The 16,562-nt window shown below is 36.9% G+C and carries 13 protein-coding genes; 6 read left to right on the forward strand and 7 right to left on the reverse strand.

Annotated features, from left to right (window positions below; translation table 11 throughout):
- Window positions 1–104 precede the first annotated feature (104 nt).
- From BC781_RS10915 to BC781_RS10930, 4 genes are all read left to right on the forward strand, one after another.
- A complete protein-coding gene (locus tag BC781_RS10915; RefSeq protein WP_109617488.1) occupies window positions 105–635 on the forward strand; it encodes a nuclear transport factor 2 family protein in 531 nt (176 codons plus the stop codon).
- 28 nt (window positions 636–663) lie between these two features.
- Complete coding sequence (locus tag BC781_RS10920) at window positions 664–1,089, forward strand: nuclear transport factor 2 family protein (RefSeq protein WP_109617490.1); 426 nt, start codon at window positions 664–666, stop codon at window positions 1,087–1,089.
- 24 nt (window positions 1,090–1,113) lie between these two features.
- Complete coding sequence (locus tag BC781_RS10925) at window positions 1,114–2,022, forward strand: alpha/beta hydrolase (RefSeq protein WP_109617493.1); 909 nt, start codon at window positions 1,114–1,116, stop codon at window positions 2,020–2,022.
- Between the two features lie 109 nt (window positions 2,023–2,131).
- Window positions 2,132–2,500 carry a co-chaperone GroES gene (locus BC781_RS10930; protein ID WP_109617494.1) on the forward strand — a complete coding sequence of 123 codons (369 nt, stop codon included), beginning with the start codon at window positions 2,132–2,134 and terminating at the stop codon, window positions 2,498–2,500.
- Window positions 2,501–2,549: 49 nt separating this feature from the next.
- Here BC781_RS10930 and BC781_RS10935 read toward each other — a convergent pair whose 3' ends face one another.
- The 7 genes from BC781_RS10935 to BC781_RS10965 form a co-directional block, all read right to left on the reverse strand.
- Window positions 2,550–3,893 (reverse strand): family 43 glycosylhydrolase, encoded by a 1,344-nt coding sequence (locus tag BC781_RS10935; RefSeq protein WP_109617496.1) that lies wholly within the window; start codon window positions 3,891–3,893, stop codon window positions 2,550–2,552.
- A gap of 197 nt (window positions 3,894–4,090) precedes the next feature.
- Window positions 4,091–4,828 (reverse strand): nitroreductase family protein, encoded by a 738-nt coding sequence (locus BC781_RS10940; protein WP_109617498.1) that lies wholly within the window; start codon window positions 4,826–4,828, stop codon window positions 4,091–4,093.
- A 104-nt stretch (window positions 4,829–4,932) separates the two neighbouring features.
- The gene (locus tag BC781_RS10945) at window positions 4,933–6,060 is read right to left on the reverse strand and encodes an AAA family ATPase (protein ID WP_109617500.1); all 1,128 of its coding nucleotides are present in this window, start codon (window positions 6,058–6,060) and stop codon (window positions 4,933–4,935) included.
- Entirely contained in the window at window positions 6,057–6,857 is an 801-nt protein-coding gene (locus BC781_RS10950; RefSeq protein ID WP_109617501.1) for an RNA ligase family protein, read from the reverse strand. Before BC781_RS10950 ends, BC781_RS10945 begins: the two co-directional genes overlap by 4 nt.
- Before the next feature lie 2 nt (window positions 6,858–6,859).
- On the reverse strand, window positions 6,860–7,804 hold the full coding sequence (locus tag BC781_RS10955; protein ID WP_109617503.1) for a hypothetical protein: 945 nt from the start codon (window positions 7,802–7,804) through the stop codon (window positions 6,860–6,862).
- A 212-nt stretch (window positions 7,805–8,016) separates the two neighbouring features.
- Window positions 8,017–8,658 (reverse strand): peptide chain release factor H, encoded by a 642-nt coding sequence (prfH, locus tag BC781_RS10960; RefSeq protein WP_109617506.1) that lies wholly within the window; start codon window positions 8,656–8,658, stop codon window positions 8,017–8,019.
- A gap of 6 nt (window positions 8,659–8,664) precedes the next feature.
- Window positions 8,665–10,068, reverse strand: a complete 1,404-nt coding sequence (locus tag BC781_RS10965; protein ID WP_109617508.1) for an RtcB family protein — start codon at window positions 10,066–10,068, stop codon at window positions 8,665–8,667.
- Between the two features lie 459 nt (window positions 10,069–10,527).
- Here BC781_RS10965 and BC781_RS10970 point away from each other — a divergent pair, with 459 nt between their 5' ends.
- Window positions 10,528–11,556 carry a DUF1254 domain-containing protein gene (locus BC781_RS10970; RefSeq protein WP_109617510.1) on the forward strand — a complete coding sequence of 343 codons (1,029 nt, stop codon included), beginning with the start codon at window positions 10,528–10,530 and terminating at the stop codon, window positions 11,554–11,556.
- Between the two features lie 872 nt (window positions 11,557–12,428).
- A complete protein-coding gene (locus tag BC781_RS10975; protein ID WP_109617513.1) occupies window positions 12,429–16,535 on the forward strand; it encodes a SpoIIE family protein phosphatase in 4,107 nt (1,368 codons plus the stop codon).
- Window positions 16,536–16,562 lie beyond the last annotated feature (27 nt).

Consider the following 16,562-nt stretch of genomic DNA (forward strand, 5'->3'; position numbering starts at 1 on the left):
AATCTGTACTTCATGCTTTGAAATCATAAATCTATTCCATCTTAAACCGCTGATATTTGTAACGTAATCAAAAGGAAATAAATCAACGGTTTTTCAATACGATCATGATGAAATTAGTCAATGCACTCGCAGTCATTGTTTTATTACTCAGTGCTTGTGAGCAAAAAACATCAGATTCAAATCATATAGAAGAAATGGAAGCAATCAAAGAAACACTCTCAACACTGTTTGTCGCCACTGACCAAAGAGATTGGGATAAAGTAGAAAGCACATTTTCAGAAGAAGTAATACTTGATTATTCAAGTATGAGTGGGCAAGAAGCTTCTACACTTAGCCCAAAACAAATCATAGAGGGATGGAAAACAATTCTTCCTGGTTTTACAACCACACATCATCAACTAGGCAACTTCATTCTTTCGGATGTAACCGCTGAAAAGGCTCATGCATTTTGCTATGGTACTGCTACACACTATTTGGAGCACGAAGGGGGAAATGTCTGGATTGTTGTGGGTTCTTATGACTTTGACCTTGAGAAAAAAGATGAAAAATGGACTGTTTCTAAGATGACGTTCAATTTCAAATACCAAGACGGAAACACTAAACTTCCCGAAGCAGCCATGAATGGTTTGAAATAAACCTATCCACTCACAAATACCTTAAATAATGAACACTGCACAAAGAAATAAAGAATGCACCTTAGCTTTTCTGAAAGCCTTAGAAGAAATGAATGCCCAAAAAGTAGCTGATTTATTTGCTGAAAATGGGAAGCACATCAACCCTTATGCCTCGGGTTTATTTTCTGAAGGAGCCGAAGGTAAAGATGCCATCAAAGCTTATTGGGAGCCTGTATTTCCAAATTTTGAGAAGATGGAATTTCCGGTAGAAGAAATCTATGCAATGGAAGACCCATCTATTGTTTTTACAAAGTTTAAAGGCAGAATCAAATTACCGAATGACGCGGGTTGGTATGAAAACGATTACTACGCTACCTTCAAATTTGATGAAGAAGGTAAGATCACAGAATATGTAGAAATTTTCAATCCGATCACTGCCGCAAGAGGTTTCGGACTTCTAGATCAAATCAAATAATAGATACTAAAAACATATAAAATCATGAAAAAGATAAACTTTAAAAGCGAAGGATTAGACTTAGTAGGAAACCTTTTTTATCCAGCCAATTATAAAGAAGGAGATGTTTTACCTACAATTATATCTGTCGGAAGTTGGACAACGGTCAAAGAACAGATGGCGGGGCTTTATGCTGAAAAATTAGCCGAAAAAGGATTTATCACTTTAGCTTTTGACTTCAGAAATTATGGAGAGAGTGAAGGTGAACCACGTTTTTGGGAAAACCCAAGCATGAAAGTAGAAGATATCAAAAATGCAGTAACCTACCTTCAATCGTTGCCTGAAGTAGACAGTGAAAAAATTGGGATTTTCGCAGTTTGTGCAGGATCAATGTATTCTTTGATGGCTGCAGCAGATGACAATCGTATCAAATCTGTAGTAACGGCAGCTTCTTGGTTACATGATGCCGAGGCTGTTAAATTATTCTATGGAGGAGAAGAAGGAGTTAACGAAAAAATAGAAGCGGCAAGAAAAGCGAAAAAGACTTTCGCACAAGATGGTGTAGTGGAGTATATCGAGACAATTTCAACCACAAATACAAGTGCAGCCATGTATGGCGAATATGATTACTACCTAAACCCAGAAAGAGGCGGGGTAAAAGAGTGGAGTAACGATAAGTTTGCGGTGATGAGTTGGGAAGATTGGTTGACTTTAGACCCTATGCCATATGCACCTAAGCTACAAGCTCCAACCCTAATGATTCATTCTGATGGATGCGTACTTCCTCAATACACCAAAAATTTCTTTGAAGGAATCAGCTCAGAAAATAAACGTTTGGATTGGCTAGATACAGAATTGCCTTCACCAATGCATCAGTTCAATTTCTATGACCAAGACGCAGAAGTAACTTTGGCAGTTGATAAAGCAAATACTTGGTTTAAAGAGACACTTTAATAAAAACCTCAGATTAGTTTAATACGTCCGAAACGAACAATCCGTTGATTCTAGCTTGTTTTTCAATTAAATTTGAAGAATTGATAAGAACAGATAATTGATATAAAAGATGTTGATTAGTTCAGAAGAAGGATTGAAAAAATTGGTGGTTATCGGAGACCGTGTGTTGATAAAGCCAACGCAGAGTTCACAAACCAAAAGCGGATTGTACCTTCCTCCTAGTGTAAAAGAAAATGAGAAAGTGCAGTCGGGCTACGTGATCAAGACCGGTCCAGGGTATATGATTCCTGCAGCAGGGGATGATTATGATGAGCCTTGGAAAGACAATGAAAAAGCAAAGTATATGCCTTTGCAAGTGAAAGAAGGTGATTTGGCTTTATTCTTACAAAAGAATGCTATTGAGGTTAAATACGGAGAGGAAAAATACTTTATCGTTCCTCAACATTCAATCTTGATGGTTGAAAGAGACGAATTCTAAACAAAAGCCCTTGAAGATGATACGATACTTCAAGGGCTTTTTTAATTTTCTATTCTTGTAAAATAAGCCAGTTTAAGTTGGCTGTTTTCGTAGATCCCCAGTCTGATTTGAAGACGATAACAATATCATGTACTCCTTCAACACTTTCCAGTAAGTCTGTTTCAAAGGTTTCCCAAGAATTCCACCCTCCTGTATAAGCCAAAGAAAATTCAGCAATCTTCTTTCCTTTCGGACTGTTCAAATGTACTTCAATACTTCCTATTCGCTGACCACAAGCTAAACGAGCCTGCATTTTCTTTGCAGTTCCTTTCCCAAAATCAACCTTATTAAATTTAACATAAGAATTCATCCTAGTATCAGAGACCATCCATCCCAATGGTTCCTCTCCTCCTACAAAAGCGGTATTTGCCCTATGAATTTCATTGTAGCGATCAACTTGAATGGTATCCCCTAAAGTCGGAATTCCAATACCTCTTCGGGTTGGTTTAACCTTCTTTATACTTCCATCTTTTTTGAAAGTCATATAATCTGCACGCATCGAACGAAGTTTGTTATACCCACTCACATCCCACCAGTGGTAAAAAAGAATCCAATCTCCCTTATAATTAACTACAGAATGGTGATTCGTACCATTGTCTATATTATCCATGATCTTACCACGGTATTGATAAGGTCCCATCGGATTGTCGGCTGTTGCATAACCTATTGTATAACCCTCATCTGCGAATACATGCGCAAAAGTGAGGTAATAGGTAGAATCTTTTTTGAAAGGGAAAGAGCCCTCTTTATAACCCGCAGGTAGTCCTTCCACCAAAATAGGGGCCTTAGAAACTTCTTTCATATTATCTTTAAGCGGAGCGACATATAGTTCATGTCCTCCTCCAAAAAATAGATATGCTTTCTCATCGTCATCCAATAAAAGTCCAGGATCTATTCCACTCACTCCTTTGATGTAATTCTTCTCCCATTTGAAAGGCCCTGTCGGGCTATCAGATACACCGACACCAATTCTACGGAAAGTATTTTCGTTCTTTGGTTTTGCAGGGTAGTAATAATAATACTTCCCATCTTTCTCAATACAATCTGGTGCCCACATTCCGTAAGAATTCTTTTCTCCCCAAGGCACTTCATTTTGGTCTAAAACGCGCCCATGATCTTTCCAAGTATTCCCATTTTCCAATGAAAAAATATGATAGTCGGGCATACAAAACCTTGGTGCTTCAGTCCCTTCAGGAGGTACAATATCATGCGAAGGATAGATATAAAGTTTGCCTTCAAAAACTCTTGCCGTAGGGTCTGCGGTATACATATGTGTGACCAAAGGGTTTTGAGCAAATAATGATTTTGTTAGCCCAAAAAGAGTAATAGTGAGCAAAAAGTATAGCTTGTTCATTCTTTTTAAATGAAAATACGAACTAGAAGCTAGATGTAAGTAAAAATATTTGATACAAAACAGGGGGATTTATGAAAGCATTAAAATTCCCCATTACAATTTAAGATTATCCTATTTTAAAAAAGAAAAAGCCCTTGAAGTGATGATTCATCTTCAAGGGATTTTATATCAATTGCAATTGTTGAATGTATAAGAACTTAGACTGATCTTACCACTTCATTATAAGCGACACGATGACGTTTTCCCCATACACCTTCTGCAACTCCTTTGCCACAAGTAATAACCATAGTTACTTCGTCAGAAGATTTCAATTTTAATAGTTTTTTCAATCTTTTACTATCAAAACCTCCTAGTGGACAAGTATCATAACCTTGTGCTTTCATGGCATACATAAAGGTCATAGCTGCCAACGAGTTTGAACCATGAATAGAGGCTAGAATATCCTTTTTAGAAACCTGATGAACAGTTGGTTTGAATAGTCCCATCACTCCCGTTATCAGCTTTCTGACACCACCAATAATACCGAAGTAATCGTTTCTGTAAATGAAAGGCATCAACTTACCATAATATTGCGATACTTTCTTGAATTGCTCAGAATCTCTGCCGTATTCATTTTCCAAACTTTGATAGTTAAAAGCTGCACGCTCTTTCCAAGCGTTGGCACGAGCGACCACTACCACAAACTCAGATGCAGATTTTGCAGCAGACTGTCCTAAACAGATATCGTGCATTTTCTCTTTCATATCTGTAGAACGCACACGTACAAACTCCCACATTTGCATATTTGAACTGTTAGGAGAAAGTAATGCCGCCTCTAAAGCATTGGCTACAATTTCTTCAGGCATGTCATACGTCGTATCATACATTCTGTACGATCTTCTCGCATCTATAATTGTTTGAAAATCGGCAAGTGAAGCAATTTGTTGAACTTCCATTTTACTTTTTGATCTTGAAATAAACTTTGAACCTTATACTAAAGCATCAAAAGGTATGAAATGTTTCCATAGAAGAAGAATAAATGAAGAAATATTCATTTTCCTCAATCTACATTTAAAATAATATGCGGAGCTTCTATCGCCGTTGGTATTTCAAGCTTCCCAATCATCTTATCAATTTCGACTTCAGGTACTTTATGTTCTCGATCATGATTCTGTTTGAGCAATTGCTTATAAGGAACTTCGATGTAAATGATACTGACTTTCGCTCCATAAGTCATGAAAAGTGAACTCCACTTTCTGCGCATATCAGCAGTGATATTAGTTGCATTAAATACGAAGGACTGCTTTTCCCTCAAATACTTTTTTGCTAATTCTTTGGCTTCTTGAATAACTTTCCCTCCTTTCTTTTTATCCTTCGGATCAATTTTCAATTCCCTCCGAATATCATCAAGTGAAAGAATTGGGAGGTCGAAGTTTTGAGCGATGTAAGTGTCTTTTCCACTACCCGGCAAAGCACTCATCATAAAGACTTCGAATTCGAAATTGTCAAAAGGAATATAGTCTGGAGAAACCTCTTTATTCAGATAGAAAAAACGAGCGAAATCATTTTCAAAATGCCTAGTTTTTCCCCAACACTCATTTTCGATACACAGCTCTATGAAATACTCGATTCGTTCCAACATTCCCTCTTGATCGTGACAAATGCGACCAAGTACATCTGCTTTGGCAAGCATTGCGAGGTGTTGTGTATTGACTTCCAAGCTAGCTTCAGTAACCGCTTTGTGCGGATTACTTTTTTCAATAGCCCAAAGCGGAAGCCCATGCAAACGAACTAGCTTACAGATTTGCTCCCTCACCTTAAAAGGCGTTGGAATAGTTATGTAAAGTAGTTTTCGAACGGTAAACTCACCTTTCTTCGCATGACGAGGAGAAATAATACGCTGAATGCCATCAATCTCTTCAGTACTTGTGGTCGAACGTTTTTCAATATCATGCATCAAAGCAGCAGCAAATAAAATATGCTTGTCTTGCTCTTCCAATACTTTGAATTCGTCCAAAGTAACTAAAGCATCCACGACCATTTTGGTGTGAGTCATCACATCGCCCTCTCCATGCCAAATAGCATCTTGAGGAACGTCTTTCATTTCTTGAAACCAATCGAACTGGGCTTCTAAACTGTCCCAGTCGATGGGTTGATCTATTTCATAATATGGAAATTTCCAATTCATTGTTTTGATAAGTATTCATAAGCAAACCAATGGTATTTCTGATAATCGATCAGTTTGCTTGGATTCCAATTTTTTGTCCAATGCACATCTGTTTTTACATGTGCTTTTCTAACGAGCTTCATCAAGCTATCAAACTCATTGGATGCGACAGCCAATCTACCTGAGTTAGTGCTATAACTTTCCGCATTTCGAATGACAAAACCTTCAGAGCAAGCCTTTCCTGTTGTCGGGTCATAGCCACCCAACAAGCCTTCGGTCTCTACACTTTCTTCCCATGTCATCTCCAAATTTAAGCGAAGCCATTCCGCCAAAATTTGATTCTCATCTTTAGAGAAATGAAATACATCAGTTAAAGCGGTCTGAATTGGTATTTCGGGAACCGTTGGAAAGTCGAATAAAGCTGCATAGAACTTTACTTCTTCCCACGAAAGCCATTTGTCTTTAATTCGAACGGCAAAAACATAGAAGTATGACTCTAATTTGTGATACCCGATAGAGTGAATGCCATACATATTTTCGCCAAAGAGTTCGACATCTTTCAAGTCATTCTTGATCAACTCCCAACGTTCTCGCATTGGTTTATCCCAAGGTAATTGAGAAGGAGCCGCATGAGATCGGGCGAAAACTCCATATCTGTTGAAACAGTTATTTTGTCCATCTAATTTTTCTGTCAGAACCATTTGCTCCATCTCAGCAAATGCCCGAACATATCCTTCGGGCATAAAACGATCATCAGACGTCGTTCCTTTGCTGATCTGTGCATGTAAAGTTCTGCAATATTTTCTAGCATGTTCCATTTTTATAGTCTGAAATCAAAACAATAAAGCTCTCCTTCAAATGTTCTGATCTTCTTTTTCAAATAGTGTTCATTCTGCCAAAACTGAGGCATCTCTTTGGTTTTCTGAAAGCCAAAACGCTTCGGCAATTGTGTGTATAAAGATTTGGGAGGCTTTGACCATCTCAATTGTTTGAAGTGATTTCCACTCTCGTAACTATGGTAAAAGACTTTCTGTATCCCGACAGTGTTGAGTAAAAAGTCGAGACTTGCCATCAGAATCGCTTCCGACCATAGTTTCTGATAAGGTTTCAGAAATTCCATATACTTCTCAAAGCTATTGAGATCTGTATAGTCATTGATCCAATGAGATTTCCTTCTTTTCTCTGTACGTGCTTTAATGATTGTATGCACTTCAAAAGCCTCCCGTAGCCAATCATTTTGTACTTCTTCTATAAAAGCTTCTTCGGTCTCAAGACATAAATCTATACGTGCCCAAGCCATCGTTTTGTGCTTTTCAGAAATCGGATGGCAGTCCCAAGTAAAAGGATGTCCTTCTTCTTTTACATTGAATAATTTATGGTAAAGCAAGTCATGTGCTAGATCGAAGTTCAGTTGCAACACAAGGTTCTCACTAGGGCAAGAAGTCTGGTAGTAACTTCTGTTTCTATGCTTAATCTCCTTTCCCCAACGACCAAAGCTTAGACTGAATGCTTTGTGCGAAAGCGTATCAATTCCGTCGAGTTGTGAAAGTGAATAGGCTTTACCACCACTTTGCGCTGTAATCTTTCTGAAATTCGGTTTATTCAAGAGAAAAGCATATTGACTTTGCTTCAATTCTGATTTACTAATGTCTTTTTGCTTTAAAGCTTCTATAAAAAGTTGTCTTACATAATCGTCTTGTTGATAACTGAAATAGGATTGCGTTTCTACCGACTCCAGTATATAGTTTAAAGTTTCCTTTTGCATAATGATTCATGTTGGTATTGGACTTTGAAATGAATTTCCCTTTCAGGAATAGGAGCCCAATCCTCATCTAAATCAGTACTATGCTTCTTGAATAGATGAGGTCATAGACTCACTTTGGAGTACTTGTTCTATGTACTTCATTATTTTTTGATAAGTAGTTGGTTAAACATTGTCTTTATTGGTTTAAAATTTAAAGTCTCATTGAATTTCAGTTACTCAAAACGGGTGCCTCTGAAAACTTTTACAGCATTTCCCCTTTCAAGAGAAAGGTGCTCTCGCCACTGCGCATCAATTTGTGATTGCATATTTTCAATTCGCTGCGCTTGAAACGCAAACTTCATTTTTTCGATCGCTGCTTGTTTATTCTGATGCTGTGATTTGCTATCAGTAGCTGTGACGCACAAGCCTGTCGGTTTGTGAATTGCTCGTATAGCCGTTTCCACTTTGTTTCGGTGTTGTCCTCCTGGTCCTGAAGCTCGAAAACGTTGAAAACTAAGGTCAGAAATACGAAGTGCTTCCTTTTCTTCTTCTTCAAAGAAGCTGACACCCACAAACCAATTCTTTCGCTTATGAAATTTTCGATAGGGACTTTTTCCTATCCATTGGATTGTGCCTTCCCACTCCTTGAGCGCATCTTTTAAATTTGAGCCTTTCACAAGTAGCAAGGCAGAACTTAGCGTTCCTTTTTCCATTGCTAGTTGTCTGTTCAAGATTTCATAATTGAATCCTTTTTGCTGAATATCTTTCAAAAGGACTTTGAGTACTTGAGCAACTACCCAACAGCATTCGGCAGGACCCCTTCCTGCCGAAATCTGTACATAAAGACTTTCTGATGAATTTATATATGCTTTCATACTTTCTTAAGCTTTATCCATTCGTACAATCTTGGGCGTAAACTTCCCAACAACATCTACCAATTCTCGCTGACTTAACATCACTGCTTCAATGTCTTTATAGGCAATTGGAGCTTCGTCCAATCCTCCACCAATCAGCGTAACCTGTTCTTTATTCAAGATCTTCTTGAGCTTACTTCTTGTCATTTGCTCTCTTGTTTTCGATCTAGAAAACTGCCTTCCAGCTCCATGAGAAGCCGACTGAAGCGCTGTTGTTTCTCCTCTTCCAGATACAATGTACCCTGCCGATGACATTGAACTTGGAATGATACCCAATACACCTTTTTCTGCGGGTGTAGCTCCTTTACGGTGTATAATCGATTCTGAACCATCCGCTTGTTTTTGCTTCCAAGCAAAATTGTGATGGTTCTCAACTTTAGCGATTGCTTTAATCCCTAAAGCTTTGCTCAAGTTGTAGTGAATCTGATCGTGACATGCTTTGGCATAATCACCTGCCAAGTTCATAGAAAGCCAATATTCTTGTCCTTCTTCTGAATCCAAATCTAGCCAAGCAAGGTTTTGAGTAGGGCTAGGCAACAAACATTTTTGTTTCGCGATTTCGGTATAATGCATTGCGATATTTGCGCCCAAACCTCTTGAACCTGAATGAGCCAATAAGCCCACATATTCTCCTGCTTTCAAATTCCAAGGATTGTCAGTGCCTACTTCTACCAAACCAAATTCGACAAAGTGATTTCCAGAACCAGAAGACCCTAATTGCCTAACTGCTTTACCATGTAGTTGCCTAAGTAGTGGTGTTGCAGCGAATTCCTTACGATCAAGGATTTCATGTTTTTGCGAAAAGCCTAATTCGCCTCCTGTTCCGAAATTGGTTTTCTCTTTCAAAGCCACTTTCAATTGATATTGATAGCGTTGTAAATACTTTGCGTCCAAGTCATAAATACTCAAGCTCATTCTACAACCAATATCAACACCAACGCCATAAGGGATAACTGCATTTTCTGTAGCCAAGACACCTCCAATCGGAAGTCCGTAGCCTTGGTGTGCATCGGGCATAAGCGCCCCTTGTTTTGCAATCGGGAGTTTCATGGCCCACTTCATCTGTTGGTAGGCATTGCTACTAATGTGTTTTCTCCCGAACACTTGAAAATCCTTAGCTTCTTCTAGTAGTGCTATTTCTTGGCGTATCACTTTTTCTGAAGGTTTGAAAACTTCAGCAAGTATGTTTAAATGTTCATGATTTAAATAATTCTGATAATTTTCTTTTATATCGATCAGTAGTTTTAACTGTTCTTCAACAGTGGAATGTTTATAGTATTTAGCCATCAATGATACCGCCAAGCTGATTGCTTTATTCGACGAATATTGAATAGCTCTTAAGTTTTTACCTTTAAGCTTTTGTTTGCCCATGTATTTTAGAATAGGGTGTAACCGCCTAGCACAATGTGTACACACTTGCGAAAAGATACAGCTATGCCAGGCTTCAAGAGATATTGGTGATATTCTTGAACGGTTTTGAAATATTGAATAGGAGATGACTGGATACAAAGATGAGCACCAAGCTTTTATAAAGCAGGTGTCAGAAACGATCCTCAAATAGTATTATTTGAGACCAGTCGTTGGGGCGATATGTAAATTTAAGACCATCATGATTCCCTCCTTTGTGATTTAGGGGTTCTAAAAATATGATGGGGCAAATGAGCGATTAATAAATTAGAAAGTCAAGCATTAAATAAAATATTCTTAAAATTTCTTAACTTTTTAAGTGAAATAATTCGAATTAAAGGACATAACAGCTAAAATTAAAATCTTTGGTAATCCTACAGTGTTAGTATTGGAGAAACTTTAATGGATACATTAAACACTACTATGAAAAACCCAATACTATTATTCTTCTTTAGTTTTGTAGTTCTTACATCTTGTCAAAGTACCAATCAAGATAGTAGCTCAAATGAAGAATCTAATTCTTCAGAAACTGAAGCAATTATTGTTACCCAAGAGAATTTCCCACAAGCTTACACCAATATGCGATTAGCTGCTGTGATCAAAAAAGCTGGAGATATCAATACGTTTTTTGAAATGCCTGTACCTAGCAGCATTCCAGAAGAACAGTTTGTAGTTCGGATGAACAGAGATACCTTTTATTCTGTATCTGTCATTGATATGTCTAGCGATAGTGTTTTTGTCACAATTCCCCCAACTGATAAGTATGTTTCGTTACAAATTGTGGATGAAAACCATGAAACACAACCTATGATTTATGGTTCTGGAAGACATAAAATCAGTGCGAAAACGGATCATGCATTTGTCATTGTTCGTGCGCTAGACGACAATGCCATAAGAAACTTGATCATTGAGGCTAGCAGTGCAAAACCTTTCAAAGTCAAGCCTTGGGATATGAAGACATTTAAAGAAGTCGATAAAGCTGGAAATTTAGATTTCAGTGATGGCTATGACCAATCTAAAGCATTTGGTAATGCTGAAAGCGGTCAAACTGCATATATGAATTATGTTGGCGCTGCTGGTGGTTGGGGTGGAGCTATGGTTGAAGATAACATCTATCAGACAAGTCCATACTTCAGCTCAGAAGGTTGTTATGAAATGACTTTTGTTGACCCTAAAGATAAAGCCTTCTGGTCTGCTACTGTCTATAATGGTGATGGACGAATGTTTAATGATATTGCCAATATTTCAAGTGAAATGAAGCCTGAAAAAAATGCAGATGGTACTTACACCCTACGTTTTGGATGTGATGGAATGCCAAACAACATTCCCATCCGAGAAGGAAATACCACTGGTAAATTCAATGTACTGATGAGGCATTACAACCCCAGTGAAGAAGTCAGTAATAAAGAAGACGGTTACGATGCAACTAAAAATATTAAGAAAGTAAAATAAGTAGTTGGACATATATTTTAGTGATAAAACTTTACTGTTCTTAGAGTTACTCTAAGAACTCACAAATGGATACAGAGGCGGACGCAGTTCTTCAGACTCGACATTTTAGAAGATTTTGGAGTCTAAAGACTCTTGCTTTCATCGAGAAATCCTTAGATCACTTCGTTAACTCTAAGGATAGCCTTACTACCTATTTTCTTATGTCTAGTATTAAGTTATACCCAAAAATCAATAGTCTCTGTTATTTCTGACAGAGACTATTTTTCTCTTCAGAAAGAAAGTGTGTCATAAAACACTCACTACTTCATTACTAGATTCTGTATAAATCTGACTCCTAGCATGCTGTATTTTGTCTCACTGTGTAATTTGAGACACCTAAACTTATTATTTTTACACTTTTTAACATTTAGATTCGTAAAATTGAAAATCGATTCGCAATAATTGCAAGCGAAAACCAAAAGGAAATTAATCAGTAAGTCAAATACGAATCATTAAATCTCACATTCAATAAATATCAATTCGTTTAGTCGAAAGTAAATAATTTATTCAGTGTATAACTCTCCATTTTTAGAAAATGGTATTACTAACTATTGTCATAATTTTTAGTAGGCTTTTAAGAAAATCTAATTTAGGTAAATGGAATAAACTACAAAATAAACGAGGTAAACAAAACTCGCATCTAGAATAAAAAGTGGTGCTTGTATAGTATAAGACTATGTCAACCTGAAAACAGTGATTATTTCCGTTAGCTATTAATTAGTAAATCATTTTATTTCTTAGAGTACCAAAGTTTCTATTACCTAAAAATAGAGACATAGGTACATACACACTAAACGTAAGGACACTCGAAGAATCTTTAAAAGATAGAAATCATGATTAAGGGCATCATCAACTTTATAGATCGAGTTCAAAGCTCAAGCGTTTTGAATAATATTCCAAAAGAACTCAAACTCTCAATGAACATTGCGAGTACATTAAATATCGTATTGCTTTGCTTTTCTTTTTACCTATTCGGTCTTTTCCTATTTCATGGAAATATGAATAAGGTATTTTTAGTAGCTGTAATGATCTTCATTTTTTCAGTAATAAATTATCTGCCGAAAAAAGGAAAATATACGCTCTATAAATTTCTAGTAGTCAATACCGTTTCTATTGTATTAGTAGCGCAAAGAGTCTTAAGTTTAACGCAAGCTAAAAGTCTTGGAACATCCGTTGATATCCTTTCTTTTAGCTATCCAAAATTCATATTTTTAGGACTGATCACAGTTAGTATGATGCTCTTTTCTAATACTAAAGAAAAGAAGCTTTTTTACACATCATTAGGCATTCAAATCAGTGGAGTATTATTCCTTGATACTTTCTTAAATATTATCGGGATAGGTATTCAACATCAAAATTTAAGTACTGAGATTAGCTATCTATTTTCAGTCAATCCCTTCAATGCTATATTTTTAGTGGTTGTAACTCTTCTTATTTCTAAAAATCATATTGAAAAAGTTCATCTTAGCTTACAAAGAACCAATGAACTTATGATGACTACTGAAGAAGAGCTTCGTCAGAATATTGAAGAAATCAGTGCTACTCAAGAACGTTTAGCAAGTCAAGAGCGTGACCTACAAGAAATATTTGATGCTATACCTATTGCGCTAGTCATTTCTGATCAAACAAGTGGACAAATCATTAAAACGAATAAGATTGCCACTGAAATCTATGGAACAATGATCAATCAAAATGTGATCGACTTCTATAGCAATCCGAAAGATTTAGAGAGAGTAGGTGAAATTGTAGCTGAAAAAGGAGAAGTCAATGATTTCGAATTTCAAACCAAAGGAAAGGAAGGTCAAACCTTAACCTCATTGGGGTACATGAGAGGTATTCGATTCAATGACGAGACAAGGTTTTTAGGTTGTGTAGTCGACATCACTCAGATCAAAGAAATGCAGGCAGATATCAGTATTAAAAATCGTCTGCTACAAGAACAAAATGATGAAATGCTGACTGTCCAAGAAGAATTACGCCAAAATATAGAGGAAATCAGTACGACTCAAGAACGTATAACAGAACAGGAACGTGATTTACAGGAAATATTTGATGCTATACCTATTGCGTTAGTCATTTCCGATCCATCGAGTGGACAGATTATCAAGACTAATAAAGTAGCCATTGAAACATATGGAAATATGACGAATCAAAACGTTATTGATTTCTATAAAAATACAGAAGATCTAGAAAAGGTAGAGGAAATTATAACCCAAAGAGGTGAAGTCAATGATTTTGAATTTGAGACTTCAACCAAAGACGGACTTACACTTACTTCATTAGGGTATTTACGAAAAATCCGATTTAATGGCTCAACAAATTCATTAGCCTGTGTTGTCGATATTTCAAAGCTTAAAGAAATGCAAGCTGAAGTTGAAGAGACCAACAAACGTCTACAAGAGAAAAATGATGAAATGCTCACAATTGAAGAAGAGCTGAGACAAAACTTAGAGGAAATCAGTACGACACAGGAAAGACTAGCTGAACAAGAACGTGACCTACAAGGAATCTTTGATGCAATCCCAATACCATTAGTCATATCGGATCCTAGATCGGGGAAAATTTTAAAAACCAATTCAATTGCCAATCAGACGTTTGCGACAACTGACACCATGCTTGGACAGCCTGTTGCAGACTTTTATGGAGAGATTAAAGACCATCAGAAAGTTGCCGAAATATTCGCACAAGACGGGGAGGTAAGTGATTTTGAATTCAAGGCAGTACACAACGATGGTTCTTTGCTCTCCTCACTTGGCTATATGCGTAACATTCGTTTCAATGGAGAAGAAAATCATTTAGGAATAGTTGTGGATATCTCGAATATAAAAGAGATGCAGAAAACTATGGAAGTCAAAAATAAAGAACTTCAAGCCACAAATGATCAAATGTTAACCATACAAGAGGAACTGCGTCAGAATATGGAAGAGACCAATACACAAAGGGACTTTATAGAAAAGACGCAAAAGCTGACGGAGAAACGAAACCAGAAAATTTCGAGATTCACACAAATTCTGATGAGCCTGTCAAAAAATAAACATGTGTTGGCAGGAGACTATACCCGATCGGTTGAAGTAATCGTGACCACCATTGCAAAAACCGTAGATATGAACTCTGTTTCTGCATGGTCGCTGAAACATACCGATGAGACAGACAACAATATTATTCTAGAAAACACACTTAGCTTCAAGTCATACGATTTCAGCCTATCGGATGGAGAACTTATCGAAATTCCTAAAGGCTCTGATTTCATGAAATTAATTCTTCGTGAGTCAATGGTCTTGTTCAAAGATTCAGACGAAAGAAATGAGCTTCAAGAAATTATTTTGAAACGACTAATTCCAAATGAAATCCATGACTGTGTGGCTCTCATGACCTATGACGGAAAAGAAGTTGATGGTATTTTATTGCTTGAAAGAAATAAAGACCAAGGAGCTTGGGCAGAAGAAGATCTTTCCTTTATGAAATCTGCTGTAGATGTTCTCTCACTTGCTAAAAACCGAGAAAAAGAAGTACATCGAAAAGTAGTCATGGAAGAAAATAACCAATGGCTCATGCGTTTGAATAAAAGTCGATTTATAAAGGCTGGAAAATGGGAACAGTTTTTAGAAGAACTCACTCGAGCTTGTGCAAAGCGTCTGAAATTACATGAAATTGGAATTTGGAAATACCAACAAATTGATGGTGAAGAATTACTCGTAAATGCCAAATATTATGACCGAGAGCATAATCAATTTTTGAAAGTAAAAGACCTAAGTTCATCAGAGTATCCCGATTATTTTCAAGCTATTTCGGAAGAATCGATCATTGAAGTGGAAAATGTTTTTGAAGATGACCGATTATCTGAAATGATGGATAAGCTCAAAGAACATCAAATTCAATCGATCATTGATATTCCTTATTTGCTAGATGGACAAGTAGCTGGTCTGATTGGTGTTTCTCAAAAATATGAATTCCGAAAATGGAGTGAAGAAGAAGTAAACCTCCTTAAAGGACTTGCTTCACTAATTACGGTTGCTTACCAAACAACACATCAAGCAATAAACCATCAACAGCTCCAAACACAAAATCAAGCTTTGGAGGATATGCAACATCAGCTCAAACTAAATTATAATGAGCTGGAAAAAGCAAAACAAACGCTAGAAGAAAAAGCGAGCGAACTAGACAGGCAATATGCTCAAACGATGAAAAGTATCACCTATGCTGAAACTATCCATCGTTCAATACTGCCTTCATTGAAAAACCGTAAGGCGGTATTTGATCACCATTTTGTGCTCTTTAAAGCCAAAGACATTGTCTCTGGAGATTTCTATTGGATGTCAAAGCATGAAGATGGAAAGAAAATCGTAGCTGTAGTAGATTGTACAGGACATGGAGTTCCCGGAGCTTTTGTTTCTATGGTCGGACATCAAATACTATCGGAGCTTATCTATCAGCGAAAAATAGTAGACCCTGCCATCATTTTGGATGAGTTGGATAAAAAACTAATAACAGCACTCAAGCAAGAAGATGGGAGTAACGATGACGGTATGGATGTAAATCTTTGTCTGTTCGAGCCACTTGATTCACACAATTATCAGATCACTTATTCAGGTTCTAAGAGTACGATTTTCTATGTAAAAGATGATCAATTCTTCGAACTAAAAGGTGATCGAAGAGCTATTGGTGGTCGAAAACGAAAAAATAAAGAGATCAGACCATTCACAAATCATCAAATTCAATTACAGACAGATGATATGTTATACCTAGGAACAGATGGTTATCAAGATCAGAATAATAGCCACAGAGAAAAATTCGGTTCATCAAGACTTAAACAACTCATTCAAAGAGTTTACAAAAAAGATGAAGAGTTTCAACGTGAATATTTCATTCAAGAGTTGGATAAACACAGAGGTAACCAACCGCAAAGAGATGACATTACCATGATTGGTATCAGAATATAACTAGCAAACAATAAGAGGTAATATACA

Origin of the sequence: Sediminitomix flava, from assembly GCF_003149185.1 — a bacterium.
Classification (GTDB): Bacteria; Bacteroidota; Bacteroidia; order Cytophagales; family Flammeovirgaceae; genus Sediminitomix; species Sediminitomix flava.

What these genes read in the sequence shown, in the direction of transcription:
- BC781_RS10940 (WP_109617498.1), bottom strand. Translation starts at nt 4,828, where the DNA reads ATGGAAGTTCAACAAATTGCTTCACTTGCCGATTTTCAAACAATTATA.
- BC781_RS10970 (WP_109617510.1), top strand. Translation starts at nt 10,528, where the DNA reads ATGAAAAACCCAATACTATTATTCTTCTTTAGTTTTGTAGTTCTTACA.
- BC781_RS10915 (WP_109617488.1), top strand. Translation starts at nt 105, where the DNA reads ATGATGAAATTAGTCAATGCACTCGCAGTCATTGTTTTATTACTCAGT.
- BC781_RS10945 (WP_109617500.1), bottom strand. Translation starts at nt 6,060, where the DNA reads ATGAATTGGAAATTTCCATATTATGAAATAGATCAACCCATCGACTGG.
- prfH (WP_109617506.1), bottom strand. Translation starts at nt 8,658, where the DNA reads ATGAAAGCATATATAAATTCATCAGAAAGTCTTTATGTACAGATTTCG.
- BC781_RS10925 (WP_109617493.1), top strand. Translation starts at nt 1,114, where the DNA reads ATGAAAAAGATAAACTTTAAAAGCGAAGGATTAGACTTAGTAGGAAAC.
- BC781_RS10930 (WP_109617494.1), top strand. Translation starts at nt 2,132, where the DNA reads ATGTTGATTAGTTCAGAAGAAGGATTGAAAAAATTGGTGGTTATCGGA.
- BC781_RS10965 (WP_109617508.1), bottom strand. Translation starts at nt 10,068, where the DNA reads ATGGGCAAACAAAAGCTTAAAGGTAAAAACTTAAGAGCTATTCAATAT.
- BC781_RS10920 (WP_109617490.1), top strand. Translation starts at nt 664, where the DNA reads ATGAACACTGCACAAAGAAATAAAGAATGCACCTTAGCTTTTCTGAAA.
- BC781_RS10975 (WP_109617513.1), top strand. Translation starts at nt 12,429, where the DNA reads ATGATTAAGGGCATCATCAACTTTATAGATCGAGTTCAAAGCTCAAGC.
- BC781_RS10935 (WP_109617496.1), bottom strand. Translation starts at nt 3,893, where the DNA reads ATGAACAAGCTATACTTTTTGCTCACTATTACTCTTTTTGGGCTAACA.
- BC781_RS10950 (WP_109617501.1), bottom strand. Translation starts at nt 6,857, where the DNA reads ATGGAACATGCTAGAAAATATTGCAGAACTTTACATGCACAGATCAGC.
- BC781_RS10955 (WP_109617503.1), bottom strand. Translation starts at nt 7,804, where the DNA reads ATGCAAAAGGAAACTTTAAACTATATACTGGAGTCGGTAGAAACGCAA.